This is a genomic window from Sphingomonas sp. 3P27F8, assembly GCF_005502745.1.
Classification (GTDB): domain Bacteria; phylum Pseudomonadota; class Alphaproteobacteria; order Sphingomonadales; family Sphingomonadaceae; genus Sphingomonas.
The window spans coordinates 76,843-103,544 of the sequence record NZ_SCNL01000007.1; the positions used below are offsets into that span (position 1 = coordinate 76,843).

Genomic DNA, 26,702 nt, shown 5'->3' on the forward strand with positions numbered 1-26,702 from the left:
GCAGCATCGTTAGATCGTAGCCGTGCTCGCGTCCGTTCCCAGCCTCGAATCGCTGCCGCTGCGTCATCGCGGAACGATCGCTGCGATCGCATGGGATCGGCTGGCGGCACCAGAAGCGCGGCGGCTGCGTGAGCTTGGTTTTGACGAGGGCGTCAATGTCGAGGTGCTCCATCGCGCGACTCTCGGGCGTGGGCCGATCGCCTGCCGCATCGGGCGAATGACGGTGGCGCTGCGCCGTTCTGTCGCAGCCGCGATCACCGTTAGCCTCGGATAATGACGACGCTCCCGCTTGTCGCGCTGGTCGGCAATCCCAATGCCGGCAAGAGCGCCCTTTTTAACGCCTTGACCGGCGCGCGGCAAAAGGTGGGCAACTACCCCGGCGTGACCGTCGAGCGGCATTCCGGGCGGCTCGCGCTCGATGACGGCCGCCCGATCGAGCTGGTCGATCTGCCGGGTGCGTACAGTCTCGAGCCATCGTCGCCGGACGAGCGCGTCACTCGCGACGTGGTGACCGGAACGCAAGCCGGCGAGCGGCTGCCTGACGCACTGATCGTGGTGGTGGACGCTGCCAACCTCGACAATCACCTGCGCTTCACGCTGCAGCTCGTCGCACTCGGCCTGCCGGTCGTGGTGGCGCTTAACATGATCGATCTTGCAGAGCGCGACGGGCTCACACTCGATCCTGCGGTGCTTGCACGCGAACTGGGCGTTCCCGTCGTGCCTACGGTGGCGGTGCGCAAACGTGGGCTCGACGCGCTGCGCCGGGAATTGACGCTGGCGATCGATGAAAGTGCAGCCATCGTGTTGCGTCCTTCCGACGGCCGCGTGGAGGAGGATATCGCCGCGCTCCAGCGCCGTGCGAGGGCGATCTCGGCCGGAGCAACGCTCAGCGAGACGCCGGTGCGCCGCTGGACACACCTGCTCGATGCAGTTGCATTGCATCCGGTCGCGGGGCCGATCTTGCTGCTGACATTGCTGTTCATCATGTTCCAGGCGGTGTTCAGCTGGTCTGAAGCGCCGATCAGCCTGATCGAGGATGCGTTCAAGGCGCTGGAAGCTTGGGTCACCTCGCTGATGCCAAACGGCATCCTGCGCTCGCTGATTACCGACGGGGTGATCGCTGGAGTTGGCGCGGTTGTGGTGTTCCTTCCACAAATCCTGATCCTGTTCCTGTTCATCCTGGTGCTGGAGGCGACCGGCTACATGGTTCGCGCCGCGTTCCTGATGGACCGGCTGATGGCCAGCGTCGGGCTATCCGGTCGCGCTTTCATCCCGCTGCTTTCCAGCTTCGCCTGCGCGGTGCCCGGTATCATGGCGACGCGCACGATCGATGACGAAAAGGACAGGCTGACCACGATCCTGATCGCACCGCTGATGACCTGCTCGGCACGGTTGCCGGTATATACGATCATCATCGGCGCGTTCATTCCTAACACCCGGATACTGCCATTCGTGGGGTTGCAGGGGCTGGTGCTGCTGGGGCTGTATTTGATGGGTATCGTCGGCGCTTTCTGCGCTGCGCTGCTGCTTCGCCGGACAGTTACGAAGGGCTCGTCATCCGGCTTCATGATGGAAATGCCGAAATATCAGTGGCCACGCGCCGGTGACGTGTTGCTCGGGCTGTGGAGCCGTGCCGCGATCTTTCTCAAGCGTGCCGGCACGATCATCGCGCTGACAACCGTTATCCTATGGGCTTTGCTGAGTTTCCCCCGCGCACCCGAAGGTCAAAGCCAGGTCGATCATTCGATCGCCGGCCGCATCGCGAGCGGGGTCGAGGTGGTCGTGAAGCCGATCGGCTTCAACCGCGACATCGCGCTGGCGCTGATCCCGGCGATGGCGGCGCGTGAAGTCGCGGTATCGGCGATCGGCACCGTCTATGCCGTGGACGATGCGGAATCGGACAAGGGCAAGGGCACGATCGTGGAGAATCTGCGCCGTCGTTGGTCGCTGCCGACCGCGCTCGCTTTCCTGATGTGGTTTGTATTCGCCCCGCAGTGCATCTCCACGATCGCCGTCACCCGTCGGGAAACGAATGGGTGGAAATGGCCACTCTTCATGATTGGCTATCTCTTCGCCGCCGCCTACATCATGGCAGGAATCACATACTGGCTCGCGGTTGCCGCGGGTCTCTGAGGGGCTCAAATGGCAGGCAGCGTCAACAAGGTAATTCTCGTCGGTAACCTGGGGCGGGATCCCGAATCACGCACGTTTCAGAATGGCGGGAAGGTTGTGAACCTGCGCATTGCCACCTCCGAGACGTGGAAGGATCGCAACAGTGGCGAGCGCAAGGAACGCACCGAGTGGCATTCTGTCGCGATTTTCAATGAAGGTCTCGCCAACGTTGCCGAGCGCTTTCTGCGCAAGGGATCGAAGGTCTATATCGAGGGGCAGCTTCAGACGCGTAAGTGGCAGGACCAGCAAGGTCAGGACCGCTATTCGACCGAAATCGTGCTGCAAGGCTTCAACAGCGTGCTGACGATGCTCGATGGCGCGGCAGGTGCCGGCGGTGCGGCGGCCGGTGGCGGCGGCGGCCGAGACGACTGGGGCGGCGCGAACGATTTCGGCAGCGCCTCGTCAAGTGGCGCCGCAGGGAACAAAGGCGGCGGTGGCGGTTTCGGACAGAGCCGTGGCGGCTTCGCAGAAGACCTCGACGACGATGTTCCGTTCTAAGGAGGCCCGTGTCCGCCATCGCTGATTCCATGCTGGACGAAGTAGCCCGCGCTCGCGCCATGGCCCTCTACGATGTTGCCGGCGCGCGGGACGAGGGGCTCCTGGATGATCTGGTGCGCTTCGCCGGCCAGTTGTGCGATGAGCCGGTCGCGCTTGTCAGTGTGGTGGAAGAGCATTTCCAGCGCATTATTTCGCGCGTGGGGACGGATCTCACCGAAACGCCGCGCAGTCAGTCTTTCTGCGCATATGCGATGTACGGGCACCAGGTAATGGAGGTGCCTGACGCGCGGGACGACAAGCGCTTCGCTGATAATCCACTGGTTACGGGCGCACCCCATATCCGCTTCTACGCAGGGGCTCCGCTCGTTACCGCCGAGGGCCTGGCGCTGGGCGCGCTGTGCGTGATCGACAACAAGCCGCGCGCGGGCCTTACGGCGCTCCAGCGGGAAGGGATGACGATAGCCGCATCCGCCGCGCTGGGCCGGCTGGTCGAACGCCGGACCGCCCGCGAGGCAGAAGGCGCCCGCGCGGCGCTTGAGGACAGCGAGATCCGTTTCCGCACCCTCGCGGACACGATGCCGCAGATGGTCTGGTCGACTTTACCCGACGGCTACCACGATTATTACAACGCCCGTTGGTACGAGTTCACCGGCATGCCCGAAGGCTCTACCGATGGCGAGGAGTGGAACGGCATGTTCCACCCGGACGATCAGGAGCGTGCGTGGGATAAGTGGCGTTACAGCCTCAAAACCGGCGACCCCTATCAGATCGAATATCGTTTGCGACGTTCGGACGGAACGTACCGCTGGGTTTTGGGCCGCGCGCTGCCGATCCGTGACGGGAGCGGCAATATTTTTCGATGGTTCGGCACTTGCACCGACATCCATGAGCAAAAGCTCGCGCTCGAGGAGCGGGAAATCGTCAGCCAGGAACTGTCCCATCGGATAAAGAACATTTTTTCGGTCGTCTCCGGACTGATCCAGCTAACAGCGCGCACGCGGCCCGAATTCGCTCCCGCCGCCCGCGATCTGCGGGAGCGCGTAACGGCGCTGGGTCGCGCGCACGACTTTATCCGCCCTCATAGCGCCAATTCGCGGCCATCACCTCAGATCGACAGCCTGCAAGCGTTGCTGTGGCAGTTGTTCGAACCCTACCAGGTCGGAGACAATGTCCGCATCGCGATCGCAGGGGGCGAGGTGGCGATCGACGATCGCGCAGCCACACCGATCGCGCTGCTATTTCACGAACTCGCCACTAACGCCGCCAAATACGGCGCGTTGTCACGCAATGACGGCAGCATCGCCCTTGATATTGATTCCGACAACGGGACAACCACCCTAGTCTGGCGCGAAAGCGGCGGCCCGATTATCAAGGCGCCAGAGAATGCTGGCGGCTTTGGAAGTCAACTGATCGAACTTAGCGCTGTCCGCCAGCTTGGCGGTAGTGTTCGCCGTGATTGGCGCCCGGAGGGCCTGGTAGTGGAAATCGCCGTGCCGAGCGCGGCGCTCAGTCGCGCGGCGTAAAGCAGACGAAATCGTGATTGGCTCGATTGACCCCGTCGATCGCCATTGCGGCGGCGGCGCGGATTGCCTCTTCACTGAAAGGTTTGCGGATATAGCCCAGCGCAGCGCTTTCGTTTACGATCTGTGACGGATTGGCGGTGACGAATACCACCTTCACGCCATAATCACGCGCGATGCGCTCCGCGATCGTCGGGCCGGTCGCGCCATCGCGCAGGTTGATATCGACAAAAGCGGCGCAGCAGGTAGGCGCGGCAGCAAGCGCCTCCGTAGCATCGGCAGCGATCGCGCCGACTTCGTAGCCCGCGTCAACCAATATACGCTCAAGATCGAGCGCGACGAAGATTTCGTCCTCGACGATCAGCGCGGTCTTGCTCATTTCCTAATCCAGATCATAGCGATGTAACTTAACAGGCGTCGCGCCCGCCGGTTCCCCGCAACAAAAAGACAGCATGCTCAGCGAGCGCATTTGCCGCCGCCGATGTGGTTTTTCGACCACGTGACAGGAACCACGCGCCTTCCACTGCGATACCGTGCTCGCGAAGATAGGCGCGGAAATCGTCGATCGTCAGATGGTGGATATTCGGCGTGTCGTACCACCGCTCCGGCAGCAGCCGCGTCACCGGCATCCGGCCGCCCCATAACAGCGATAGCCGCACCCGCCAGTGCGCGAAATTGGGGAAGCTGACAAAGGCGCGCTGCCCGATCCGCAGCAACTCACCCAGCACTTTGTCCGGCGCGCGACAGGTCTGCAACGTCTGGCTGAGGATAGCGTAATCAAAGCTGCGCGAAGGGTAGTCGGCGAGATCGGTGTCCGCGTCGCCCTGAATTACCGAAAGCCCGCGACCCACCGCGCTGGCGACATTGCCGGCATTTAGCTCCAGCCCGCGCGCATCGACGCCTTTCGTATCGCGAAGTGCTGCCATCAGCAGGCCATCGCCGCATCCAATATCCAGAACCCGCGAGTCCCGCGCGACATGATCGGCAATCACCGCCAGATCCGGACGAAGCAGGATCATGCCGCACCCCTCATGAAGCCGGCAACGACACGATAGAGCTCTGGCGCGTCCAGCAAAAAGGCATCGTGGCCATAAGGACTGGACAGTTCCATGAAGCTCACCCGGGCACCGGCGGCGTTTAGAGCATGGACGATAGCGCGCGATTCGCGGGTAGGGTAAAGCCAGTCGGTATCGAAGCTGACGAGGCAGAAACGCGATTTGCTCGTGCGGAAAGCGCTGGCGAGCAGGCCTCCATGCTCCTCCGCCAGATCGAAATAATCCATCGCGCGGGTGATGTAGAGATACGAGTTGGCGTCGAACCGATCGACGAAGCTCAGCCCCTGATGGCGCAGATAGCTCTCAACCTGAAAATCGGCATCGAAACCGAAAGACTTCGCGTCGCGGGCTTGTAGCCTACGGCCGAACTTTTCCGTCAGTCCCGCTTCGGAAAGATAGGTGATATGCGCCGCCATCCTCGCCACTGCGAGGCCGGCGGCTGGTTGTGTGCTGCGATAATAGTCGCCGCCGTTCCAGTTCGGATCGGCCATCACCGCCTGGCGCCCGACTTCGTGGAAGGCGATGTTCTGCGCCGAATGGCGCGCCGCCGACGCGATCGCGACGACCGCCTCCACGCGATCGGGGAAGGTTGCCGCCCATGACAGCGCCTGCATGCCCCCCATCGAGCCGCCGACCACCGCGTTCAGCCGCCGCACGCCGAGATGATCGAGCAGCATCGCCTGCGCCCGCACCATATCGCGGATCGTGATGACGGGAAACGCCATCGCATATTCACGGCCGGTCGCCGGATCGATCGTCGCCGGCCCCGAGGAGCCCATGCACGAGCCGAGCACGTTGGCGCACACCACGAACATCCGGTCGGTATCGATCGGCCGCCCCGGCCCCACCATCGCCGTCCACCACCCCGGCTTGCCGGTGCGCGGATGCGGCGAGGCGACATATTGGTCCATCGTCAGCGCGTGGCAGACCAGCACCGCATTGCCGCCATCGGGCGCCAGCGTTCCATAGGTTTCGTATGATATCTCGACGGGCGTCAGTATCCCGCCGCCATCGAGCCTCAGCGGCCCGGGCAGCGCGACATGGCGCCCCGCGCCGAAACGCGGATCATGAGCACCATTCTGACTGGAATTCATCACGGACATTGCACGCCGTCACTGCGTCCATCTCAGGCCATTGACAACCTTTCTCCGTCATCCGGGCATCGCCGACCACAATTCGACCGGGGGAGTTCACCGCTGGCGACACGCGGCGGACCAGCCGGAGACTGCAACTATCGCAGCCTTGCGGTGCCACCCTGAAGCGGTTGCCGAAACAAGGGTGACGGATGCGCGAGCGGCGCGGCATTGCGAAGCCCGTGGGGATCGCTATTGCCGCCACCATGACGAATGCACCCGTTCCCAAGCCGTGGATCATGGAGATCGCGCCCTATATTCCGGGCCGTTCCACCACCGACGACGGCCGCAAGGTGGCCAAGCTCTCGTCGAACGAGAACCCGCTGGGCACCAGCCCCAAGGCGCGCGCCGCCTTTGCCAGCGCCACGACCAGCCTGGAGCGTTATCCCGATGCGAGCGCCACCGAGCTGCGCGATACGCTGGCGTCCAGGCATGGCCTCGATCCGGCCCGAATCATCTACGGCAACGGATCCGACGAGGTGCTGCATCTCGCCGCCGGCGCCTTTGCCGGGCCGGGCGACGAGGTGATCTACGTCAATTACGGCTTCTCGGTCTATCCGATCGCCACCCGGCGCGTCGGCGCGACGCCGGTAGTGGCGCCGGACAAGGATTATGCGACCGACGTGGACGCGATCCTCGCGGCGGTGACCGATCGCACGCGGATCGTTTTCGTCGCCAACCCGAACAATCCCACCGGCACCTATGCCCCGCGCGCCGACATCGAGCGGCTGCACGCCGGGCTGCGCCCCGATATCCTGCTCGTGCTCGATCACGCATATGCCGAATATATCGACGGTGACGACGATGACGGCGGGATGGCGCTGGCGGAGCGCGCGCCGAACGTGCTCGTCACGCGCACCTTCTCGAAGATGTATGGCCTCGCCGCCGAGCGGATCGGCTGGGGCTATGCCGCGCCGGCGATCATCGAGGCGATGCACCGCATCCGCCTGCCCTTCTCGATCACCATCGCGGGCACCGCGGCGGCAGTCGCGGCGGTGGGCGACAGCGATTTCGTCGCCCATACGAAGGCGCATAACGCCAAATGGCGCGCGTGGTTCGCAAGCGAGATCGCCAAGCTCGGCAATGCCGGGCTACGCGCGGTGCCGAGCCAGGCGAACTTCATCCTCGTGCTGTTCGAAGGCGCGTTGACCGCCGAGGCGGCGTACAAGGGGCTGATGGACGCCGGCTATATCGTGCGCTGGCTGCCCGGGCAGGGCCTGCCGCACGGCTTGCGCATCACGATCGGCACCGAGGACGAGACGAAGGGCGTGGTCGCCGCGCTGCGTCGGCTGACGGGCGCGGGCTGATGCTGCCTTTCGCACGCGTCACCATCATCGGGCTGGGGCTGATCGGCTCATCGGTGGCGCGCGCGGTGCGCCAGGCGATGCCGACGGTGCGGCTGACCGGGCATGATGCGAGCGCGGCGGTGCGCGAGGCGGTGCGCCGGCTCGGTCTGGTCGACGACGTGACCGATACGCCCGGCGCCGCCGTGACCGATGCCGACCTCGTCATCCTGTGCGTGCCGGTCGGCGTGATGGGGGCGGTCGCCGCCGAGATCGCGGCAGACCTTCCCGCCGATGCGATCGTCAGCGACGTGGGCTCGAGCAAGGAGTTCGTCGCCCGGGCGCTGACCGAGGCATTGCCCGACGCGATCATCGTTCCCGCCCATCCGGTCGCGGGAACGGAAAAGAGCGGGCCGGAAGCCGGCTTCGCTTCGCTGTTTCATGGCCGCTGGTGCATCGTCACCCCGCTGCCGGGCGGCGATCCGGTCGCGGCGGAGCGCGTGGCGGAATTCTGGCGACGGCTCGGCAGCGATGTCGAGACGATGGCCCCCGAGCATCATGACCGCGTACTGGCGATCACGAGCCACCTGCCACACCTGATCGCCTACACGATCGTGGGCACCGCCAACGATCTCGCCGAGGTCACCGAATCCGAGGTTATCAAATTCTCGGCCGGCGGCTTCCGCGATTTCACCCGCATCGCCGCCTCCGACCCGACGATGTGGCGCGACGTGTTCCTCAGCAACAAGGAAGCGGTGCTGGAAATGCTCCAGCGCTTCAGCGAGGATCTGTCACAGTTGCAGCGCGCGATCCGCTGGGGCGATGGCGACACCTTGTTCAACCATTTCGCCCAGACCCGCGCGATCCGCCGCTCGATCGTCGATCAGGGGCAGGATGACGCCGCCGCCGATTTCGGCCGGAAGCACGGCTGAGGCGCATCACGCGTCCAGCGCGTTGATCGCTTCCCACACGCGCCGCTCGGCCTCTTCACGCGGCAAGCCGGGCGGGATCACCGCGCCGATGCGGAAAGTGACGATGCCGGGATGCTTCGCGCCTTTTTTCGGCAGCAACAGGCCGCTGTTGGTGGCGATCGGGACCACCGGCAGATCGAGCGCCTTGTAAAGGCCCGCGAACCCGGAGCGCAGCGGCGGCTTCTCGCCCGGCGGCACGCGCGTTCCTTCGGGATAGACGATCACCGAGCGGCCGGATGCCTTCGCCGCCGCCCCGTCGCGCATCAGCTGGCGCAGCGCCTTCGTCGAAGCGTCGCGGTCGACCACGATCGACCCGTAGAGCGTGGTCGCCCAGCCCCACAGCGGGATGCGCATCAGTTCGCGCTTCAGCACCATCGCCGGGCTGCCGAGGATCAGTTGCAGTTCCACGGTCTCGTACATCGCCTGATGCTTGGCGACGTAGAGCACCTGCCCGCCCGGTATCTCGCCCTCCACCCGGCTGCGGATGCCGAGGATCGCCCGCATCGCCCAGCGGTGAACCCGCGCCCAGCAATCCGCATAGACGATCACCACGCGCTGCCCGCCAAGCGCGGCGAGCGGCACGCCGAGCACGATCGGCACCGATATCGCATAGAATATGACGCGAAACGCGATCGTCCTCAGCCAGTCGCTCATCGCCCGATCCCCAGCCACAGCACAACGCGCCGCAGAATGAGCTTGTTGAATTCGTTCACCAATTGCCCCAGCCGCGGCTCGGTCGGCACGCCATCCGGCACGATCGTCACATTGTCGTCGAGCGCCGCATCCAGCTCCATCCGCGCGCGCGCCATATGCCAGTCGGACGTCACCAGCCGCACCGATCGATAGCGATGCTCGCGTACCCAGGTGGCGGTTTCCTCCGCGTTCGAGCGGGTATCCACCGCCTGCCGCCCGAGATCGACACAGCAGTCGATCGCCGGCGCGTGCCCGAACGCGGCGGCCAGATCGCGTTTGGCAACGCCAGGGGCAACCCCGGTGACGAGCATCCGCCGCGCGCGCTTTTCCTCGATCAGCGTCAGCCCGCGCGCGATCCGCCCCGCCCCGCCGGTCGGCACGACGATCGCGTCGGTGCGCGCGACGGCGGACGGCTGCGCGAGGAGCAGCGTGAAGGTCGCGAATCCCAGCCCCCAGACGACGGCGGCGAACCCGATCAGCCGCCCGATCACAGGATGCGCCTCAGCGCGCGCGTGACGGCCCAACGCGCCGCCATCATCGCCACCAGCACGAACCCGAGCGGCAACAGCGCCAGCGCGGCCCAGCCGCCGATACCCAGCCCCGCCCCGCCGAGCAGCTCCGAGCCAAGCCCCCCCACGCGCGATCCGATCAGCGCGACCAGCACGAGCGCCAGCACGCCGCCCACCAGCCCGCCGATCAGTGCATCGCGCGCGATCCGGCGCTGAAACAGCCGCGCCACCTGCACATCGGTGGCGCCCAGCATGTGCATCACCTCGATCGTTGCGCGATGTGCATCGAGCCCGGCGCGCGCGGCGAGCACCACCACCGTGGCAGTCGCGGTCGCCATCAGCGCGACCAGCCCCGCGCCAAGCCACGTCGCGAAGGACAGCATATCGCCGACCGAGGCCATCCAGCTCGCATGCGCATCGATGCGCGCCGCCGGCGCCACCCCACCGATAGCGGCGCGCACCCGCGCCAGCGTGGCCGCCGTCCCGTCTGCCAGGTCCACGTCGATCATCACCGGTAGTGGCAGCGAGGGATCGGCGCCGTCAGATCCCAGCCACGGCCGCAGCAGCTCGGCCAGCGCGGCGCGGCTCACGGGCGACACCCGCGTCACCCCGGGCGTCGCGCGCAACCGCGCGGCGACCCGCATCGCCTGCGCCTCGCGCGTCGCCGGCGCGCCGCTGGTGAGCTGCACGGTCAGCCGGCCGCCAAGCGAGCGCTCCAGCGTGGTCGCCGCGTTGCGCGTCGCCAGCCCCATCGCCGCGGCCAGCACCGTCAGGAACAGCATGATCGCGATCACCCACGTCATGGCGCGCCCGTCTCGCGCGTCGTCCAGCAATCGCGCGGTTGCATTCGCCATCGCTATGTCCGCCTTGCGGGGGGATGGCGCAGGGCGCCGGTCGGATCCTGCAACTGCCCCTTGTCGAGCCGCATCATCTGGGCATCGGGCACACGATTGAGCAAGTGGATGTCGTGCGTCGCGACCAGCACGGTCGTGCCCAGCCGGTTGAGCGAATCGAACAGCAGCAACAGGCGATCCGCCATGTCCGGATCGACGTTGCCGGTCGGCTCGTCGGCGACCAGTATTTCAGGTCGCCCGATCACCGCGCGCGCGATCGCGACGCGCTGCTGCTCCCCGCCGGACAGGGTCGCCGGGCGTGCCGCGCCGCGATCGCCCAGCCCGACCCATGCGAGCATTTCGTTGACGGGGCCGACGACGTCCGCTTCGGGCACACCCGCGACGCGCAGGGGCAAGGCGATATTGTCGGCGATCGACAGATGCGGGATCAGCCGGAAATCCTGAAACACCACGCCGATGCGGCGGCGAAAGCCCGGCAGGCGGCTGCGCGGCATCGTTACCGCATCCTCGCCGAACAGGCGGATGATGCCCCGGCTCGGCCGCTGCGCCAGATAAAGCAGCTTGAGCAGCGACGTCTTCCCCGCCCCGCTCGCCCCGGTGAGAAAATAGAATGCGCCGCTCGCCAGCGTGAACGTGAGGTCCGACAGCGTTTCCTGGCCGGTGCCATAGCGCAGCCCCACATTCTCGAACTGCACGATATTCGCCATCGCGGCGTCTTCCGCCTCACCCCACACCAAGGCAATCGCCATCGCACGAGCGGGGGCACCGCTTCAAGGCCGGTGCGCGATCCTGCACTCATCGCTTGCCAGCTGGTCCCCGGACATGCTTAGATTCATGGATTCAAGCCCCGTGCGAGCAATTGTCGCGACATGATCCTCGAATGCCCCGAATGCCGCACACGCTATCTCGTCCCCGACAGTGCGATCGGGGTTTCGGGCAGAGTCGTGCGATGCGCCAATTGCCGGCATAGCTGGTTTCAGGACGCAGACGCGCGCGCGATCGAGGCGATGCCGACCGAGACGCCTGCCGAGCCCGCGCCGCCGCCCGCCGCCCCTTCTTCCGCCGCACCGGCGCCAGCCGATGCGCCGGTTGTCCTCGCGCCCGCAGAGCCGCCGGTCGAAAGCGCGCCGAAACCCGCGGCAGACGTAGATTATGACGCATTCGCGCATCGCCCGCCGTTTCGCCCGCGGCGCAACCATTCACGTCGCTGGACGATCGCCGCCGTCGCGGCGGGGCTGTTGATGCTGGTGGCGGTCGCGGCGATCATCTGGATGAGCGCGCCGGGGCTGGCGCAACAGCTCGGCCTGTCATTCGGCCCGGCGGAATCACCGCTGCGGCTGGTCGACAATCCGATCGAGCGGCGCGAGATGGCCAATGGCAGCGAATTGTTCGCAGTGAGCGGCAAGGTGCTGAACCCGTCGGGAGACCGCCAGCGCGTGCCCGATATCCGCGCCGATCTGCGCGATGCGCAGGGCCGCATCGTCTTCAGCTGGACGATCACGCCGCAGCAGCGCTCGCTCGGCCCGAAGGGATCGATCGATTTCAATTCGGCGAAGCTGGACGTGCCCGCCAATTCGAAGCGGCTGGAGCTGAGCTTCGTCGGCGAAAACGGCAAATAGCGGCGCGAGCCGGCCTTCGCGGCGCGATCGGCAATACAGGCATTGCCAGCCCCGAAAGGCTTTGCTAGGGGCGCCGTCCTGCCAATCGCCGGGCCAGCCCGGTGAATATCACGTGCGGTCGTGGCGGAATTGGTAGACGCGCAACGTTGAGGTCGTTGTGTCCGAAAGGACGTGGAAGTTCGAGTCTTCTCGACCGCACCACTTTGGCTGATCGGCGGGATCATCCCCCTGCCACGCCGAAGTTCATGCTGAAAACGCCGGGAACAGACCTGATTGCCGCCGGCGAATCGAAAGATCGGCAGCTGCCGGCGGCGCATGGATCTCACGACCGAAAACGGGCGCATTGACAGCTATTAACCTTAATCGCCCGAACTGGTGCATTCTGGCAACGCTTTTGTAAGTCTGCGCACCCGGAATTTGTCGCATTCCGGGACATTCGCGGCTATGCGGCGAATATCCGGCTCAAACGTTAGTGTTTTCGACTGATAAATAGAGCGAGGGGGCGGTTCGAAGGCAGGCGTATGAAGATCGGCAAGATGCGTAAATTGCTGGTGATCCTTGGAGTGCTGGTCGCGACCGGCACCGGCACGGGCTATGTGGTGAACGGGAAAGCCGGGCTGGACAGTTTCGGAAAGGCCAGCGCGGCCGTTGTCAACGCGATCGCCGATCCGCTCTCCGTGCTCAGCGATCGCTCTCCCGGCGATCGGGCGGCTGGCGCTCTGACGCAGACCAAGCCGGCGCGCGAACGCGAACTCGCCAGCAGTCGGACCCGCGCGGCCCCGCCAGGCTCGCCGACGGAACGCGTGCTGACCTCGCTGCGCGAGCGCCCGCTGGTCGGCGAACCTGATGCGCAGCCGATTCCGTTCAACAATACCGCGGTTCCCGATCTGGCACCGTCCCCGACCGCCCAGGTGCTCGGCCCGACGCAGACGCCGGGCGGCACGAACATCCTGCCGATCCCCCCCGTCAACAACGGCGGTGGCGGCGGCGGCGGTGGCAGCGGGATCATCGTCACGCCGACGCCGACTCCTACCGGAAGCCCCACCCCGCCCGTGACGCCGGTGCCCGAACCGGCCACATGGGCGATGCTGCTGGCCGGCTTCTTCGGGATCGGCATCGCGATGCGGCGGCGCGTTCGCGCTGCGGCGCCACTCGCGGGGGGCTAGCGCGTCCACCCGCCCATGCGGCATATCCTGCTGGCGCTGACCCTGACCGTCGCACTGGCAAGTTGCCAGGACGCGGAGCCTGACCGCATCGCGCAGCCGGTGAAGCGCGTCGAGACCGGACCGCGCATCTGGTATCCCGTCGGGCAATATCCGGCACTCGCGCTTCCCGATGGCGAAACCCGCCAGGTGAAGAGCCTGCTGAACGTGCGCCAATCGATGCAGTTCGGCGATTATGTGTGGAACGAGCAGCACGTGCCGGCAACCGGGCAGACGTGGGTGCGCGTGGATCTCGCTCGCCAATTGCTGTCGGTATTTCGCGATGGGCATGAAATCGGTTCGGCCGTGATCCTCTACGGCACCGATGGCAAGCCGACGCCGAGCGGCGTCTTTCCGATCCTGGAAAAGCAGCAGGAGCACCGCTCCACGCTCTACGATGCCGAGATGCCCTATATGCTTCGCCTCACCGGGGATGGGGTGGCTGTGCATGCCAGCAATGTGCGGCGCGGCTCCGCGACCCATGGCTGCATCGGCGTGCCCCGCTCTTTCGCGGCGCTGCTTTTCGCCGCGGTGCGGCGCGGGGATATCGTGGCTATCATGCCGCCCTCCGCGGGGCCATTGCCGAAACATAGTTAGCCTAAAACTAACCAGCCCTTTCAATCGCCTGCTGACCTGCGCGTGAGAAAAACGACCCGTTCCTTGGGATGGGTCAATCATGTCGCATCATCGACTGACATCGCTGTTCGCGGGTATCGCGCTTCTGCTGACCACGCCGCTGCTGGTTGGCGCGACCGATCCTTCGTCTAACTTCGCCGACCGGCTTCTGGCGCGGCACAACCGCGAGCGCGCGATGATGGGCATCCCCGCGCTGCAATGGGATCAGCGCCTCGCCGGCTCCGCGCAGCTCTGGGCGAACCATCTCGCCCAGACTGGCCGCTTCGAGCATGCGCCCGAACGCGCCAGCGATCCGCAAGGCGAGAATCTCTGGGCCGGCACCAAGGGGGCGTTCACGCTCGAGCGGATGGTCGACGCCTGGGTCCGCGAAAAGCGCTATTTCACGCCCGGCCTGTTCCCGAACAACAGCTCGACCGGCAACGTCGAGGATATCGGCCATTATACCCAGTTGATGTGGCGCGACACCGGCGAAGTCGGCTGCGCGATCGCGCGGGGCCGGGCCGAGGATGTGCTGGTCTGCCGATACAGTGACGCGGGCAATTATATCGGCGAGCGCCCTTTCTGATCAGCCTCCGCTTGACGCGGCGCCCTCGACACCCGAAATTCATGCGCATGGAGCGATTGGATCTTTCCGAGTCCGAATGGCGTCGTCGCCTGACGGCGGAGCAATATCATGTGCTGCGCGAGGCCGGCACGGAACGCGCCTTCGCCGGCCGCCTTACCGACAACAAGGCTGATGGCACCTATCATTGCGCCGCCTGTGACCTGGCGCTGTTCGATTCAGCGGACAAATATGATTCCGGCTCCGGCTGGCCGAGCTTTACCCAGCCCGTATCGGAAAGCGTCGTCACCGATCACACCGATACCAGCCACGGGATGACGCGCACGGAAACGCGCTGCGCACGCTGCGACAGCCATCTCGGCCATGTTTTTCCCGACGGACCGCCGCCGACGGGCCTTCGCTATTGCATCAACTCGATCTGTCTTGATTTTCATCCGCGGTGAACGTCCGCCTGGTCGCCGCGCTTGTTAAGCGGCGGCTAAGCCTCTATTCGCTTTAGCCGATCCGATGGCCCGCGCCCCTAGACCCCGTTCGCCCTGGCGCCGTCGCCTCTCGCTTGCAATCAAGCTGCTGCTGGTGCTCGCGGTTCTTGCGATCGGCGCGCTCGTTACCGCCGTTTATGTCACGCGGGCACAACTGCCGAGCTACGACGAACTGAAATCATCCCCCAACGGGCAGATGATTCGTGTTCATGCCGCCGACGGCACGGTGATCGTCTCGATGGGCCCGAGCTATGGCGAATGGCTGTCGGGCGACCGCATCCCCAAGGTGATGCGCGAGGCCACCGTGGCCGTGGAGGACCGCCGCTTCTACAGCCATCTCGGCGTCGACCCGATCGGCGTCGCGCGCTCGGTGAAGGTGCGGCTCGATCGCGGGCGCTGGGTGCAGGGCGGATCGACGATCACGCAGCAGCTGGCACGCAACGTATTCCTCAACAATCAGAAGAAGTTCGGCCGCAAGTTCCGCGAATGGATCCTCGCGCTCGCGATGGAGCGCAAGTTCAGCAAGGACGAGATTCTCGAGCTTTATCTGAACAAGGTTTATTACGGCGGCGGTGCCTATGGCATCGATGCGGCGTCGCGGAAGTTCTTCGGCCATGGCGCCGATCACCTCTCGCTCGCCGAGGCCGCGATCATCGCCGGGCTGGTCAAGGCCCCGTCGAACTATTCCCCGACAGCCGACGCGAGCGCCGCCGTGGGCCGCGCCTCCGTCGTGCTGAGGTCGATGGAAGATGCCGGCATGATTTCGGCCGGGGAGGCACAGGCCGCAGATCCAAAAACGGTCGCGCTCGCGCCGGAGCCGAAGCAGAACAGCGTTCGCTATTTCACCGACTGGGCATTGCCGCAGCTCGAATTGCTGATCGACGAAACCGAAAAGCCGCTCGAAGTGTGGACGACGCTCGATCTCAACATGCAGCGCGATGCCGATGCCGCGATCCGGCAGAATGCACCGAACGGCGCGCAGGGCGCGCTCGTCGCGCTGGATCGCGATGGCGCGGTGCGCGCGATGGTCGGCGGCAAGGATTATGTCGCCTCCATCTACAATCGTGCGACGCAGGCGGAGCGGCAGCCGGGATCCGCCTTCAAGCTGTTCGTCTATCTCGCCGCGCTGGAGGCGGGGAAGACGCCCGAATCGACCGAAGTTGATGAGCCGGTGACGATCGACGGCTGGAGCCCGCGCAACGATTCGCGCCGAAATTCCGGGCAGGTCACGCTGCGTACGGCCTTCGCCTATTCGCTCAACACGATCGCCGCGAAGCTTGGCCAGCAGGTGGGTTTCGCCACCGTGGCGGATATGGCGCGACGTTTCGGTATCACCACGACCGTCAATACCCATCCGTCGATGGTGCTCGGCACGTCTGACGTGCGGCTGATCGACATGACCCGCGCTTTCGCCAGCGTCGCCAATCAGGGCGTCGCGGTGACGCCGTATGGCATCGTCAAGGTGACGACCAATGGCGATACCATCTATCAGCATGAGGTGGATCGCAGCCGGGTGCTCGTCGCACCGCAAGTCGCCGCGCAGATGATCGATCTGCTGCAGACGACCGTCAATACCGGCACCGGCCGGGCCGCACAGATCGGTCGACCCGTCGCGGGCAAGACCGGCACGACCAGCTCGTCGAAGGATGGCTGGTTCCTGGGCTTCTCCTCCGGATTGACCACCGGCGTGTGGATGGGCCGCGATGATGCGAGGCCGATTGCAGGCCTGCACGGTGGCACCGCGCCCGCGCGCGCATTTCACGATTTCATGATCCGCGCCGTCGCCAAGCGCCCGATCGAGCAGTTCGAGACGCAGGTGACCCTGCCCGAAGCGCAGCTCGAGCCTGATGCCGAAAGCTATTATGGCAGCCCGGACAACGGGATGTTCGTCGATCCGGACGGCAATCCGGCGCCGGGCGGCGTGCCGGGCTATCCCGACTACGCGAACCCGCCGCCGGCCAATGACCGCCCCGCGCGCGATCGCCCGCAAGTCGATGAAGACGGCAATCCGCCGCCGCAGGAGCGGCTCGATCAGGACTGGATCGATCGCGTTACCGGGCGCGACCCGCGCCGCGATCAACGCCGGCCGTCCGCACCCGCGCAGAATCCGCCCGCCAATCGGTCTACCACAACGACCTATTCGGGTGAGCCGCCGCGCCCATACCAGTGAAGCGCCGCGCCATGGGCGCGTAACCAGCGGCGTTCGGGCGCGGGATCGCGGCCATAAAGCTCGGCGACCAGCGCATGAAATGCCGGCCCGTGATTCATATGTAAGCGATGCGCCACCTCATGCGCGGCGGTCGCCCGGCGCACCGCGCCTGGCGCCAGCGCCAGCCGCCAATTATACCGGATCGTCCCGGACGAAGCGCAGCTTCCCCAGCGTCCGCGCGCATCCCCGATGGCGACCTTCGCCACTTTCACCCCCGCGCGGGCAGCGTAATCCGCCGTATCCTCGCTCAGCAATCGCAAGGCCTCACGCCTTAGCCAGGCCTCGATGCGTCGCGGGATCGTTTCCTGTGGGCCGCCGAGCACCAGTTGATCGGCGTGCCGGGTCACGCGGCGACACGCGCTTTCCTCCCACGCGATGACAAGTTGCGCATCGTCGAATGGCACCACCGCCCGATTTACGAACGGCCGCGCTTCCGGCAATGCCGCGCGCTGCCGTTCCAGCCAGTCACGCTGGGTCATCGCCCAGGCCAGCGCCGTCTTCGCCGAGGCGCGCGGCGGGATCACGAGCCGCACACGCCCATCCGCCGGATCGAGCGACAGCTTCGCGCGCCTGGCGCGCGGATGCCGCACGATCTCGATCTCGGCGGTCACAGCACCCGATCGACCATATGGTGTTCGAGATCGCCGGCGTCATCCTCGCTGATCGTCCAGCCGCGTACAGACTGACCGGCGCGATGCACCGCCTCTGTATCGCCGCACACCAGATAGTGCCACTCAGGCAGCTGTTCCCCGGCGGCGCGCAGCCGATAGGCGCAGGTCGACGGCAGCCAATCGATCTCATGCACGTTGCGCGCGTTCAACCGCACGCATTCGCTGACATAGGCGTGACGGTGGCGATAATTCGAGCAACGCCCGGCGCGCCGATCGAGCAGCCGGCATGCCACGTTGGTGGGGATCAGTTCGCCGGTATCCTCATCCTCCAGCTTGTGGATGCAGCATTTGCCGCATCCGTCACACAGCGCCTCCCACTGCGCGCGATCGAGCTTGTCGAGCGGGGTATCTTCCCAGAACCGCGTCGTCATTTCGCCCAGCGCTCGATTTCGTCGGCGATCTTGCGCGGCGGCCCTTCCTGCGACAGCAGGGCGAGCGGCTTGCCATCCGGCGCCATCAGATAGGCGGCGCGGCTGTGATCCATCAGATAGCCGCCCGCCGAACCCTGTCCGCGCGCATAATAGACGCCATATTCCCTGGCGACGCGAGCGATCTGATCGGGCGATCCGGTCAACCCCACGAGCCGGGGGTGAAAGGCGGCGGTGAACTGCCTCAGCGCCGCCGGATTGTCGCGCGCGGGGTCGATCGTCACGAAAACAGGCACTATACGCGCGCCGAGCCCGGGCTGCTCCTTCTCCACGATCTTCACCGCCGCGCTGATATTCTGGACGTCGAGCGGGCATATGTCGGGACAAAAGGTGTAGCCGAAATACATGATGCGATACTTGCCCGCGAAATCCCGATCGGTCGTGACACGCCCGTTCTGATCGGTGAGCGAGAAGGCGCCGCCGATACTGGCGCCCTCCAGCGGCGGCCGTTCCGCCTGTTTCGTGGGAGAACACGCCGCCAGTGCGACAAGGATCGGAAAGGAGAAACGCAGGTTCATGGCACCGCCGGAAATGATCTGTTAGAGCCGTTACCACAACATCGAGTGGAAATCCGACCGCCAATGAAGCGCTTCCTTCTCGCCGCCGCGATCCTGATGAGCACCACACCGCTATCCGCGATCGCGCAGCAGCAATCGCAGAGCTACAAGTTTCTTCAGGCCGTGAAGGACGCCAAGGGGGACGAGGTGACCAAGATCCTCGACCAGCCCGGCCAGCGGATCATCAATACCCGTGACCAGACGAATGGCGACGGGGCGTTGCATATCGTGATCCGGCGCGGCGACGACACGTATTTGCGCTATCTTCTGTCGCGCGGCGCGGACCCGAATCTTCGCAACAGCAAGGGCGATACGCCGCTGCTGATGGCGATCCAGTTCGGACAGAACGGTCTGGTCGATACATTGCTGCTGGTGAAGGCGAACCCCAACCTTGCCAATTCCGCCGGCGAAACGCCGCTGATTCGCGCCGTGCAGCGCCGCGACCTGGGGCTGGTGCGGACCTTGCTCAACGCGGGCGCCGATCCCGACCTTACCGACAATGTGGCCGGCATGTCGGCGCGCGATTACGCCCATGCCGATTCGCGCGCGCCCGCGATCGCCAAGTTGATCGATGAGAAACCCAAGGTAGCGAAGCGCGCGATCTCCGGCCCGAAGATGTGATCGCGCACGCAAAACGCGTCGTTCACAGGATCGGTATCGCCTCCGGATCGTGAACGGCGATCAGCCTTCGCGCGGCGCGCCGCGCGAAGGCGAGTGTGCAGCGCTTGCGCACATGGCTGGCAAGCGGATCGGTCCGCGCCTCGCGCAATACCGCCGCGTCATAGCGATCGGCGACGATCAGCCCGGTACGTTCGGGCATGAACGCCTCGGTCTCGATCGGCGACGGATCGAATCCGGCCGGCACCGCCCAGAAGAAGCGGTCGCAGTGATCCAGATATTCGCGCCATTTGCCATCCCCGAGCAGATCGGCGCGCGACACCTTTATCTCCACGATCGTGATCCGGCCGCGCGCATCGAGCGCCATCAGATCGGCGCGGCGCCCGCCTTCCAGCGGCACCTCGGGGATAGCCACCAGCTCGTGCCGCAACAGCATCCTGGTGACGCCGCGCGCCACATCCGCCGCCACCATGGGGGCGATTGAAGCATCGACCAATGAAACGGGCGAGGTGATTGTCACCTCGCCCGTATAGAACATCTAGGGAACGAAAAAAAGATCAGCGATAAAAGATGTGATTGCCGATCGAAGCAACCTTCACGCGGCTCCAGCCCGGCGCGACGCGACGCGCATGGAAATACAGCGCTTCACCCGCATCGCTTTCCCACGCATCGTTCATCGCAACCTTGGCGACGGCGAGTGCGGTGCGCCATGCAGGGCGCGATTGATCGACGCTGGGAATCCGGCCGCTGCGCACGAACGAGAACTGGCCCGGCTGCTTCACGACATCGCAAACGCTGTCACCAAAACGGCTTGTGCCGGCGCGATTCAGGATGACCTCCGCAACGGCCAACTGGCCGGCAAGCGGCTCGCCCTTCGATTCGTAATAGATCGCGCCGGCAAGGCAGCGCAGATCCTCATCGACTTCGCCCTTGATCGGCTGAGCAGCGACGGCCGCTGCGAGATTGGGATAGGCCACAACGTCCCCCGGCTGCGCATCGTCGGCGACCGATCCGGTCGGCGCGGGAGCGGGGGAGGGGGAATCAATGGTGGTGGAAACAGACGGCACATAGGCCGGCTGGATAGTCGCGAGCGCCGTAGGCGCTATCTCGGCCGCGAGGCTGGGGCTGCTTCCGGCAGCGAGCCCTATGGCGGCTAAAGTCATGGTCGCGGCGATCGCGATCCGGGATTGGAACGGCATTCAACAACAGACATGGGCGGTTGGGACGCGGATGCGCGATCGTCAGAATGTGCGACCGGCCGGGTTCCCCCCCGACTGCGTCACCGAACGGATCGCACCCGCAATCGGCACAACGCTAGAACAAGAACGTAGCGCTCCTGTTTTTGCGGCGCAGCAGAGTCAATCGGCGCAGATCGTTTCAGCGGCGAACCGTTTCGCCTGCGGGATATCCAGAGCAACCACCCAGAGATCCGGGTCTCGCTGCCGCCGGCGTGCCCAGTAATTGTCGATCGATTCGTCCGCCGCGGACGCCGGGCCGGTCGAGATCAAAGCCGTCCCGCCATCAGGGCCGATCCCGCGCTCGAGCACCGCCGACTGCTGCTCGTCAATGACGAGGATCGCCCCCGCTTGTGCGTCCCCCCGCGCCCGAACCACCGCGATCCCGCCCGCGTCGTTCACCCGCTGTAATAGCGCACTGACCAGAATATGTGTCGGCAGCCGCGCGTTCATGCCATGCGATAACCGGGAAGACCCGCGAGCGCGATCCTGCTGCGCATGAACGTTCCTGTGCCGCGCGCCACTTCCTCACCCTCCGCGTCGATCAGCCGCGCATCCCCAACGAACACACGTCGATGGCCGCTGATCCAGCGGCCCTCCGCCACGATCGGCCCCTCCGGCAGCGGACGGGTGAACAAAAGGCTGAATTGCGTGGTGAGCAGGAATCGATCGGTCACCAGACTGTTGCAGGCGTAAAAGGCCGCGTCATCGAGCATCTTGAAATACGCGGTGCCGTGGGTCGCGCCGCCGGCATGAAAATGGCGCTGATCGACGGTGAACCGGATGCGCGCGACGCCGGCGTCGACAATTTCGAGCGTCGATTCAAAGAATCGGTTTATCGGCGCCGCAACATAGAGCGACTCCAGCGCGCGGAAATGCGCCGGCGCGCCTTCAGGAAGCTTCACGCGCTTCATCCGCCGTCAACAATGCATAGAAAGCGTCTCGCGAGCCCGCGCCGCGCAACTTGTCCACGAACGCGCGATTGCGGAATTTGCGCGAAACGCGCGCCAGCGCCTTCAGATGCTCCGCCCCCGCATTCGGCGGTGACAGCATCGCGACAACGATATCAACCGGCACGTCGTCCACCGCGGCGAAGTCGATCGGCTTCGCAAGCCGCGCAACCAGCAACGCGATGCGCGGGATGCCGGGAATCCGGGCGTGGGGAATTGCTACGCCACCGCCGAAACCGGTCGAGCCAAGCTTCTCGCGCTCGGCAAGCGCGGCACTGATCGTCACCGGATCAAGCGCCAACGCTTTCCCGGTGACGGCCGCGATATGCTGGAACAGCGCCTTCTTGCCCGAGGCGGCTACGTCGACAAGAATGAAGTCGTGCGACAACAGGTCGCTGAGATCACTGGTCATCGATATTTTGCTTCCCTCAGCGTGCTCGCTGCGGTTCGACCCAGCCGATCGTCCCGTCACCACGGCGATAGACCATGTTATAGGCGCCCGTGCCGGAATTGCGGAAGAGCAATGCCTGGGTGTTTCGCAGATCGAGCATCATCACCGCATCGGAAACGCTGGCATCAGGCACGTCGACACGCGTTTCGGCGACGATCAGCGGCGCATCGCCGGCCTCATCTTCCTGAGGGGTTTCGGCGAACAGCGTATAGCCCGCGTTGTCATAGCCATTGGCCTCCGCCAGTTCGGCAGCCTTGTCGGCCTGCCGATCCTTCAGGCGGCGCATGTAGCGGCGGAGCTGCGTCTCGATCTTCGCCGCCGCGCCGTCAAAGGCGAGATGCGCGTCCTGCGCATCGTTGCGCCCCTTCAGCACCAGGCCCTTCATTACATGCGCGACGATATCGCAGGTGAACCCCGCATCGCGCGGACCTTTGCCGAAGGTGACTTCGGCCGACAGCGCGCGCGAGAAATACTTGTCCGCGATGCCCTGGAGCCGCTCGTCGACATGGGTCTTGAGCGCGTCGCCCGTGGCGACCTGATGACCAGAAACGCGGATATCCATATTCTCTTCTCCACTTGTTGCGACACCGGATATTTCCCGTGTGCCGAATGTGCGTCATGCTGACGCGTCGTTCCCCCAAATCGGGTTCTTCACCCTCCCCATGAACGCAGCATGCGCGGCAAGTTCCGCCTCGCTCACCGAAAAAACGCGGGCCGGACGCACGACAGAGCTGACCCGAGCCTGTCCCTGACCAGTCGCTTCCACGACAATCTCGCTGACAAGGCCGAGACCGATCTGCCGCCCGCCCGTCAGCTCGACATAGACCTGCGCGAGCAGTTGTGCGTCAAGCAGTGCACCGTGCAATACGCGATGCGATCGATCGATCCCGAACCGCGAACAGAGCGCGTCCAGCGTATGTTTGGCGCCAGGGTGCTTCGAGCGCGCAATGTTCAACGTATCGACCATCCGCGTGGTGCACACCGGCGGACGGCCGCATTGCCTCAGCTCGCCGTTCAGAAAACCGAAATCGAACCCGGCGTTATGCGCGACGAGCGGCGCATCGCCGATAAATTCGAGCAGCGCTTCGACCGTATCGGGGAAGCGCGGCTTGTCCGAAAGGAATGCGTCGGACAGGCCGTGAACCGCGAATGCCTCCGCCGGCATCGGCCGATCGGGATTGTAATAAGCGTGAAAGGTGCGCCCCGTCTCGACCCGGTTGAAAATTTCGACACAACCGATTTCGACCATCCGATCTCCGCCGGAAAAACTCAGCCCGGTCGTTTCGGTATCGAACACTATCTCCCGCATGCGCCCGTTATCGGCCTGTCTGGCGCGACAGGCAAGCGATCACCGCGCGCACCGCGGCGCGGGTCTCCTCGATCGGCACATCGGTGGGGATGACGAAATCGGCGCGCGCGCGCTTATCGGCGTCGTGCATCTGGCGGGCGAGGATCGCATCGAACTTCTCCGGCGTCATCCCCGGGCGCTCGAGGGTCCGCGCACGCTGAACGTCCGGCGCGGCGGAAACCACCACCACCTTGTCCACCGCTTTCTCGCCGCCGGTCTCGAACAATAACGGGATATCGAACAGCACCATCGCAGCATCGGCATGATCGGCGAGAAATCCCGCGCGCTCCGCCCCCACGGCAGGGTGAACGATCGCCTCAAGCGCCTTCATCGCGACATCATCGCCCAGCACTGCGGCGCCAAGCTTCTGCCGGTCAACGCCGTTCCGGCTGGTGGTGCCGGGAAAGCGGGACTCGATCGCAGCGACGAGTGATCCGCCTGCTCCCTGCAGCCGATGGACCGCCGCATCCGCATCGAACAAAGGAACGCCTTCCTCTGCGAACATTGCCGCGACGGTGGATTTTCCCATCCCGATCGACCCCGTGAGGCCAAGCTTTATCATCGCATCAACAACGTGCGCAGCGCCGCGTCATGCGCGCGGGGGGCCGGCCGGCCGAAAAACAGTTCAAACGCCATCGCCGCCTGGCCGATCAGCATCTCAAGCCCGTCGATCGTTTCCAGACCGCGCGCCCCGGCTTGCCGCAGCAAAGCGGTTTCGAGCGGCGCATAGACGATATCGTAAACCACCGCGCCATCCGGCAACGGCGACAGATCGAGTTCGAGCGGCGGCTGCCCCTGCATGCCCAGCGCGCTGGTGTTGACGAGCAGCGCTGCCGGCGGAAGCGTCGCCGAAAGGGGCAGGGCATCACCCTTCAGGCCGAACCGCGCGAGCAGGGCCGCGCCCTTCAACGGGCTGCGGTTGAGGACGGTGACATGCCCGGCGCCCGCACGCGCGAGGGCGAACAGCACAGCGCGCGCCGCGCCGCCCGCCCCGATCACCACCACCGGGGCACCGGCAAGGTCGATCTCCGCAATCGGCGCATAGAATCCTGCGGCATCGGTATTGGTGCCGAACACGCGCCCCTCGGCATCGCGAACGATCGTGTTCATCGCGCCGATCGACGCACGCACATCGCCCGGATCGTCCACCAGATCGAGCATCGCGATCTTGTGCGGAATCGTGACGTTGCACCCTCGCCACGCCGCATCATTCCGCCTGTCGGCGAGGAAGCGCGGCAGATCGTCCGCCACGACATGTGTCGCGCGGTACTCCGCGTCGATTCCCAGCTTCTCCAGCCAGAATTCATGGATCAGCGGCGATTTGGAATGGGCGATCGGATCGCCGATCACCTCGGCATAGGGTCTCGTCATACCAGCAGCACTCCGCGTTCGCGCAGATAGGACAACACCGGCAGCAAAGGCATGCCCAGCACGGTGAACTGGCTGCCCTCGATCCGGCTGAACAACTGCACGCCCGGTCCTTCGACGCGGTAGCAGCCGACGCAACCCGCGATCGCCGGCCACTCGACATCGAGATAAGCATGGATGAATGCCGGGGTCAGCGGCCGCACGAACATCCGCGCACGATCGACGTGCCGCCACACCGCACGGCCGCCCTCGGCGACCACCGCCGCACTCACCAGATCGTGGCGCTTGCCAGACATCAGCGACAGGTGCTCGGCCGCCTGCTCGCGCGTTACCGGCTTGTCGAGAATCGTGCCATCCTCCAGCACGGCAAGCGAATCCGATCCCAGGACCAGCGCCTGCGGCTCGCGCTGGGACACCTTCAGCGCCTTTAGCTCGGCCAGCGCATCGGCGAGATCGCGCGGACTTCGATCGGCGAGTGCCGCTTTCGCCGCCGCCTCATCAACATGCGCCGGCTGCGCCGTGAACGGGACGCCAGCCGCTTCCAGCATCGCGCAGCGCGACGCCGATTGCGAGGCCAGGACCAGTTTCATTGCTCGCCCCCGCCAGGATTGCCGCGATGCTCGTTGCACAGCGAGATGATCGCCGCCGCCGTCTCCTCGATCGACCGGCGTGTGACGTCGATTACCGGCCAGCCATTGTCGGTGAACATCCGCCGGGCAAAGGCAATTTCCTTGGTAACCGCCTCCTGATCGACATATGCCGTCTGCGGTGTCTGGTTGAGCGACAGCAGCCGGTTGCGACGGACCTGGATCAGCCGGTCCGCACTGGTGGTCAGCCCGACGATCAACGGGTTCCTGAGCGAATAAAGTATTGCCGGCGGCGGGCTTTCCACGACGATCGGGATATTGGCGACCTTGTAGCCGCGATTGGCGAGATAGATCGACGTCGGCGTCTTGGACGAACGGCTGACGCCCGCGAGCACGATATCCGCCTGCTCCCAATCCTCGGCGCCGATCCCGTCATCATGCGCGATCGTGAACTGGATCGCATCCACCCGCTCGAAATAGGCCGCGTCGAGCGCATGCTGCCGCCCCGGTCGCCCCTTCGCCTGCTGCCCGAGCAGATCAGTAAGCGAATCGGTGACCTGATCGAGCGGCGCCACCATCGGCAGCCCAAGCGACTGGCATCGCTGCTCCAGCGCGCCGCGGGTCGCGGGGTTCACCAGCGTATAGATTACCAGACCGGGATTCTGGGCGATCTCCTGCAGGATACGATCGAGATGCGTTTCCGTGCGCACCATTGGCCAGAAATGGCGCACCGTTTCGACATCATCGAACTGCGCGAGCGCCGCTTTCGCGATATTCTCCAGCGTCTCGCCGGTCGAATCCGAAAGCAAGTGCAGGTGAAGCCTCACCATCGACGGTACGACCATGTGGATAACATGCGGATAAGCGCTAGCGTAAGCTCAACCGTCCGCCAACCCGGATCGGGCGCGGGGGATAACGCGTGATTCGTCCACAAACCGGCCCACGGCCCCGCTGTTCCTCCACAGTCTGTGGATTATGGGGATGGAGATTTCCGAATCCGTGCGATTCAGCCACTGTCGCGCGGTCAAGCTGTTGGCATTTCCGGCACTGACGCATAAGCCCCGCAACCCACGCGCCTACTGCATCAACAA

At 65.2% G+C, this 26,702-nt stretch carries 34 protein-coding genes and 1 tRNA gene; 14 read left to right on the forward strand and 21 right to left on the reverse strand.

Translation table 11 applies throughout. The annotated features are described in order from the left end of the window. Nucleotides 1-22 precede the first annotated feature (22 nt). From FFS35_RS09930 to FFS35_RS09945, 4 genes are read left to right on the forward strand one after another with little or no spacing between them, the layout of a single operon-like run. Nucleotides 23-274 carry a FeoA family protein gene (locus FFS35_RS09930; RefSeq protein ID WP_171007587.1) on the forward strand — a complete coding sequence of 84 codons (252 nt, stop codon included), beginning with the start codon at nucleotides 23-25 and terminating at the stop codon, nucleotides 272-274. Further along, on the forward strand, nucleotides 274-2,133 hold the full coding sequence (locus tag FFS35_RS09935; protein WP_137786933.1) for a ferrous iron transporter B: 1,860 nt from the start codon (nucleotides 274-276) through the stop codon (nucleotides 2,131-2,133). Before FFS35_RS09930 ends, FFS35_RS09935 begins: the two co-directional genes overlap by 1 nt. A gap of 9 nt (nucleotides 2,134-2,142) precedes the next feature. Beyond that, a complete protein-coding gene (gene ssb, locus FFS35_RS09940; RefSeq protein ID WP_137786934.1) occupies nucleotides 2,143-2,670 on the forward strand; it encodes a single-stranded DNA-binding protein in 528 nt (175 codons plus the stop codon). Between the two features lie 29 nt (nucleotides 2,671-2,699). Beyond that, entirely contained in the window at nucleotides 2,700-4,193 is a 1,494-nt protein-coding gene (locus FFS35_RS09945) for a PAS domain-containing protein (protein ID WP_137787089.1), read from the forward strand. Here FFS35_RS09945 and FFS35_RS09950 read toward each other — a convergent pair. From FFS35_RS09950 to FFS35_RS09960, 3 genes are read right to left on the reverse strand one after another with little or no spacing between them, the layout of a single operon-like run. Continuing rightward, nucleotides 4,177-4,569, reverse strand: coding sequence for a response regulator (locus FFS35_RS09950; protein WP_137786935.1), 393 nt, complete (start codon nucleotides 4,567-4,569; stop codon nucleotides 4,177-4,179). The genes FFS35_RS09945 and FFS35_RS09950 overlap by 17 nt on opposite strands. Nucleotides 4,570-4,597: 28 nt before the next feature. Continuing rightward, the gene (gene metW, locus FFS35_RS09955; RefSeq protein WP_137787090.1) at nucleotides 4,598-5,206 is read right to left on the reverse strand and encodes a methionine biosynthesis protein MetW; all 609 of its coding nucleotides are present in this window, start codon (nucleotides 5,204-5,206) and stop codon (nucleotides 4,598-4,600) included. Continuing rightward, complete coding sequence (locus FFS35_RS09960) at nucleotides 5,206-6,348, reverse strand: homoserine O-acetyltransferase (protein ID WP_171007588.1); 1,143 nt, start codon at nucleotides 6,346-6,348, stop codon at nucleotides 5,206-5,208. Before FFS35_RS09960 ends, metW begins: the two co-directional genes overlap by 1 nt. A gap of 236 nt (nucleotides 6,349-6,584) precedes the next feature. Between FFS35_RS09960 and hisC the strand changes: the two genes are divergently transcribed. Then, a complete protein-coding gene (gene hisC, locus FFS35_RS09965; protein WP_137787092.1) occupies nucleotides 6,585-7,685 on the forward strand; it encodes a histidinol-phosphate transaminase in 1,101 nt (366 codons plus the stop codon). Further along, complete coding sequence (locus FFS35_RS09970) at nucleotides 7,685-8,593, forward strand: prephenate/arogenate dehydrogenase family protein (RefSeq protein WP_137786936.1); 909 nt, start codon at nucleotides 7,685-7,687, stop codon at nucleotides 8,591-8,593. Before hisC ends, FFS35_RS09970 begins: the two co-directional genes overlap by 1 nt. 6 nt (nucleotides 8,594-8,599) lie before the next feature. Here FFS35_RS09970 and FFS35_RS09975 read toward each other — a convergent pair whose 3' ends face one another. The 4 genes from FFS35_RS09975 to ftsE are packed head-to-tail and all read right to left on the reverse strand — an operon-like array spanning nucleotide 8,600 to nucleotide 11,395. Next, nucleotides 8,600-9,286 carry a lysophospholipid acyltransferase family protein gene (locus FFS35_RS09975; RefSeq protein ID WP_137786937.1) on the reverse strand — a complete coding sequence of 229 codons (687 nt, stop codon included), beginning with the start codon at nucleotides 9,284-9,286 and terminating at the stop codon, nucleotides 8,600-8,602. After that, nucleotides 9,283-9,816, reverse strand: coding sequence for a YdcF family protein (locus FFS35_RS09980; RefSeq protein WP_137786938.1), 534 nt, complete (start codon nucleotides 9,814-9,816; stop codon nucleotides 9,283-9,285). Before FFS35_RS09980 ends, FFS35_RS09975 begins: the two co-directional genes overlap by 4 nt. Then, a complete protein-coding gene (locus tag FFS35_RS09985; protein ID WP_137786939.1) occupies nucleotides 9,813-10,688 on the reverse strand; it encodes a permease in 876 nt (291 codons plus the stop codon). The genes FFS35_RS09980 and FFS35_RS09985 overlap by 4 nt, the downstream gene beginning before the upstream one ends. A 2-nt stretch (nucleotides 10,689-10,690) precedes the next feature. Next, the gene (ftsE, locus tag FFS35_RS09990) at nucleotides 10,691-11,395 is read right to left on the reverse strand and encodes a cell division ATP-binding protein FtsE (RefSeq protein ID WP_137787093.1); all 705 of its coding nucleotides are present in this window, start codon (nucleotides 11,393-11,395) and stop codon (nucleotides 10,691-10,693) included. Nucleotides 11,396-11,557: 162 nt separating this feature from the next. Between ftsE and FFS35_RS09995 the strand changes: the two genes are divergently transcribed. The 7 genes from FFS35_RS09995 (at nucleotide 11,558) to FFS35_RS10025 (ending at nucleotide 17,359) form a co-directional block, all read left to right on the forward strand. After that, nucleotides 11,558-12,307: a zinc-ribbon domain-containing protein gene (locus FFS35_RS09995; protein ID WP_137786940.1), complete on the forward strand. Its 750-nt coding sequence runs from the start codon at nucleotides 11,558-11,560 to the stop codon at nucleotides 12,305-12,307. A 114-nt stretch (nucleotides 12,308-12,421) separates the two neighbouring features. Next, nucleotides 12,422-12,508: transfer RNA gene (locus tag FFS35_RS10000), tRNA-Leu, on the forward strand. 320 nt (nucleotides 12,509-12,828) lie between these two features. Next, nucleotides 12,829-13,473, forward strand: a complete 645-nt coding sequence (locus tag FFS35_RS20490) for a PEPxxWA-CTERM sorting domain-containing protein (protein WP_137786941.1) — start codon at nucleotides 12,829-12,831, stop codon at nucleotides 13,471-13,473. A 15-nt stretch (nucleotides 13,474-13,488) separates the two neighbouring features. After that, complete coding sequence (locus FFS35_RS10010; RefSeq protein WP_137786942.1) at nucleotides 13,489-14,106, forward strand: L,D-transpeptidase family protein; 618 nt, start codon at nucleotides 13,489-13,491, stop codon at nucleotides 14,104-14,106. A 79-nt stretch (nucleotides 14,107-14,185) separates the two neighbouring features. Further along, nucleotides 14,186-14,710, forward strand: a complete 525-nt coding sequence (locus tag FFS35_RS10015) for a CAP domain-containing protein (protein WP_137786943.1) — start codon at nucleotides 14,186-14,188, stop codon at nucleotides 14,708-14,710. A 47-nt stretch (nucleotides 14,711-14,757) separates the two neighbouring features. After that, complete coding sequence (gene msrB, locus FFS35_RS10020) at nucleotides 14,758-15,150, forward strand: peptide-methionine (R)-S-oxide reductase MsrB (protein WP_137786944.1); 393 nt, start codon at nucleotides 14,758-14,760, stop codon at nucleotides 15,148-15,150. A 64-nt stretch (nucleotides 15,151-15,214) separates the two neighbouring features. Beyond that, nucleotides 15,215-17,359: a PBP1A family penicillin-binding protein gene (locus tag FFS35_RS10025; protein ID WP_137786945.1), complete on the forward strand. Its 2,145-nt coding sequence runs from the start codon at nucleotides 15,215-15,217 to the stop codon at nucleotides 17,357-17,359. On the opposite strand, the gene FFS35_RS10030 is transcribed toward FFS35_RS10025, so the two are convergent. The 3 genes from FFS35_RS10030 to FFS35_RS10040 are packed head-to-tail and all read right to left on the reverse strand — an operon-like array spanning nucleotide 17,326 to nucleotide 19,015. After that, nucleotides 17,326-18,009, reverse strand: coding sequence for a SprT family zinc-dependent metalloprotease (locus tag FFS35_RS10030; protein ID WP_137786946.1), 684 nt, complete (start codon nucleotides 18,007-18,009; stop codon nucleotides 17,326-17,328). The two genes, FFS35_RS10025 and FFS35_RS10030, sit on opposite strands and share 34 nt — an antisense overlap. Next, complete coding sequence (locus tag FFS35_RS10035; RefSeq protein ID WP_137786947.1) at nucleotides 18,006-18,440, reverse strand: YcgN family cysteine cluster protein; 435 nt, start codon at nucleotides 18,438-18,440, stop codon at nucleotides 18,006-18,008. Before FFS35_RS10035 ends, FFS35_RS10030 begins: the two co-directional genes overlap by 4 nt. Next, nucleotides 18,437-19,015, reverse strand: coding sequence for an SCO family protein (locus FFS35_RS10040; protein ID WP_137786948.1), 579 nt, complete (start codon nucleotides 19,013-19,015; stop codon nucleotides 18,437-18,439). The genes FFS35_RS10035 and FFS35_RS10040 overlap by 4 nt, the downstream gene beginning before the upstream one ends. A gap of 63 nt (nucleotides 19,016-19,078) precedes the next feature. Here FFS35_RS10040 and FFS35_RS10045 point away from each other — a divergent pair, with 63 nt between their 5' ends. Then, nucleotides 19,079-19,675, forward strand: coding sequence for an ankyrin repeat domain-containing protein (locus FFS35_RS10045; protein ID WP_137786949.1), 597 nt, complete (start codon nucleotides 19,079-19,081; stop codon nucleotides 19,673-19,675). Nucleotides 19,676-19,697: 22 nt separating this feature from the next. Here the strand turns inward: FFS35_RS10045 and FFS35_RS10050 are convergent, their stop codons facing one another. From FFS35_RS10050 to FFS35_RS10100, 11 genes are all read right to left on the reverse strand, one after another. Further along, nucleotides 19,698-20,144, reverse strand: coding sequence for an MmcB family DNA repair protein (locus FFS35_RS10050; RefSeq protein ID WP_249341566.1), 447 nt, complete (start codon nucleotides 20,142-20,144; stop codon nucleotides 19,698-19,700). Between the two features lie 85 nt (nucleotides 20,145-20,229). Next, nucleotides 20,230-20,871, reverse strand: coding sequence for a cell wall hydrolase (locus FFS35_RS10055; protein ID WP_137786951.1), 642 nt, complete (start codon nucleotides 20,869-20,871; stop codon nucleotides 20,230-20,232). A gap of 159 nt (nucleotides 20,872-21,030) precedes the next feature. Further along, nucleotides 21,031-21,360: a DUF1491 family protein gene (locus tag FFS35_RS10060; protein WP_137786952.1), complete on the reverse strand. Its 330-nt coding sequence runs from the start codon at nucleotides 21,358-21,360 to the stop codon at nucleotides 21,031-21,033. Next, nucleotides 21,357-21,821 carry a PaaI family thioesterase gene (locus FFS35_RS10065; RefSeq protein WP_137786953.1) on the reverse strand — a complete coding sequence of 155 codons (465 nt, stop codon included), beginning with the start codon at nucleotides 21,819-21,821 and terminating at the stop codon, nucleotides 21,357-21,359. Before FFS35_RS10065 ends, FFS35_RS10060 begins: the two co-directional genes overlap by 4 nt. Beyond that, nucleotides 21,799-22,269 carry a PTS sugar transporter subunit IIA gene (locus FFS35_RS10070; protein ID WP_137786954.1) on the reverse strand — a complete coding sequence of 157 codons (471 nt, stop codon included), beginning with the start codon at nucleotides 22,267-22,269 and terminating at the stop codon, nucleotides 21,799-21,801. The genes FFS35_RS10065 and FFS35_RS10070 overlap by 23 nt, the downstream gene beginning before the upstream one ends. Before the next feature lie 16 nt (nucleotides 22,270-22,285). Beyond that, the gene (raiA, locus tag FFS35_RS10075) at nucleotides 22,286-22,870 is read right to left on the reverse strand and encodes a ribosome-associated translation inhibitor RaiA (RefSeq protein ID WP_137786955.1); all 585 of its coding nucleotides are present in this window, start codon (nucleotides 22,868-22,870) and stop codon (nucleotides 22,286-22,288) included. A gap of 54 nt (nucleotides 22,871-22,924) precedes the next feature. Then, nucleotides 22,925-23,617, reverse strand: coding sequence for a DNA polymerase III subunit epsilon (gene dnaQ / locus FFS35_RS10080; protein ID WP_137786956.1), 693 nt, complete (start codon nucleotides 23,615-23,617; stop codon nucleotides 22,925-22,927). Between the two features lie 7 nt (nucleotides 23,618-23,624). Further along, nucleotides 23,625-24,218: a dephospho-CoA kinase gene (gene coaE / locus FFS35_RS10085; protein ID WP_137786957.1), complete on the reverse strand. Its 594-nt coding sequence runs from the start codon at nucleotides 24,216-24,218 to the stop codon at nucleotides 23,625-23,627. Then, complete coding sequence (gene aroE, locus FFS35_RS10090) at nucleotides 24,215-25,027, reverse strand: shikimate dehydrogenase (protein WP_137786958.1); 813 nt, start codon at nucleotides 25,025-25,027, stop codon at nucleotides 24,215-24,217. Before aroE ends, coaE begins: the two co-directional genes overlap by 4 nt. Then, nucleotides 25,024-25,614, reverse strand: a complete 591-nt coding sequence (locus FFS35_RS10095; RefSeq protein ID WP_137786959.1) for a nucleoside triphosphate pyrophosphatase — start codon at nucleotides 25,612-25,614, stop codon at nucleotides 25,024-25,026. Before FFS35_RS10095 ends, aroE begins: the two co-directional genes overlap by 4 nt. Continuing rightward, nucleotides 25,611-26,441, reverse strand: a complete 831-nt coding sequence (locus tag FFS35_RS10100; RefSeq protein ID WP_137787094.1) for a pyruvate, water dikinase regulatory protein — start codon at nucleotides 26,439-26,441, stop codon at nucleotides 25,611-25,613. The genes FFS35_RS10095 and FFS35_RS10100 overlap by 4 nt, the downstream gene beginning before the upstream one ends. Between the last annotated feature and the right edge of the window lie 261 nt (nucleotides 26,442-26,702).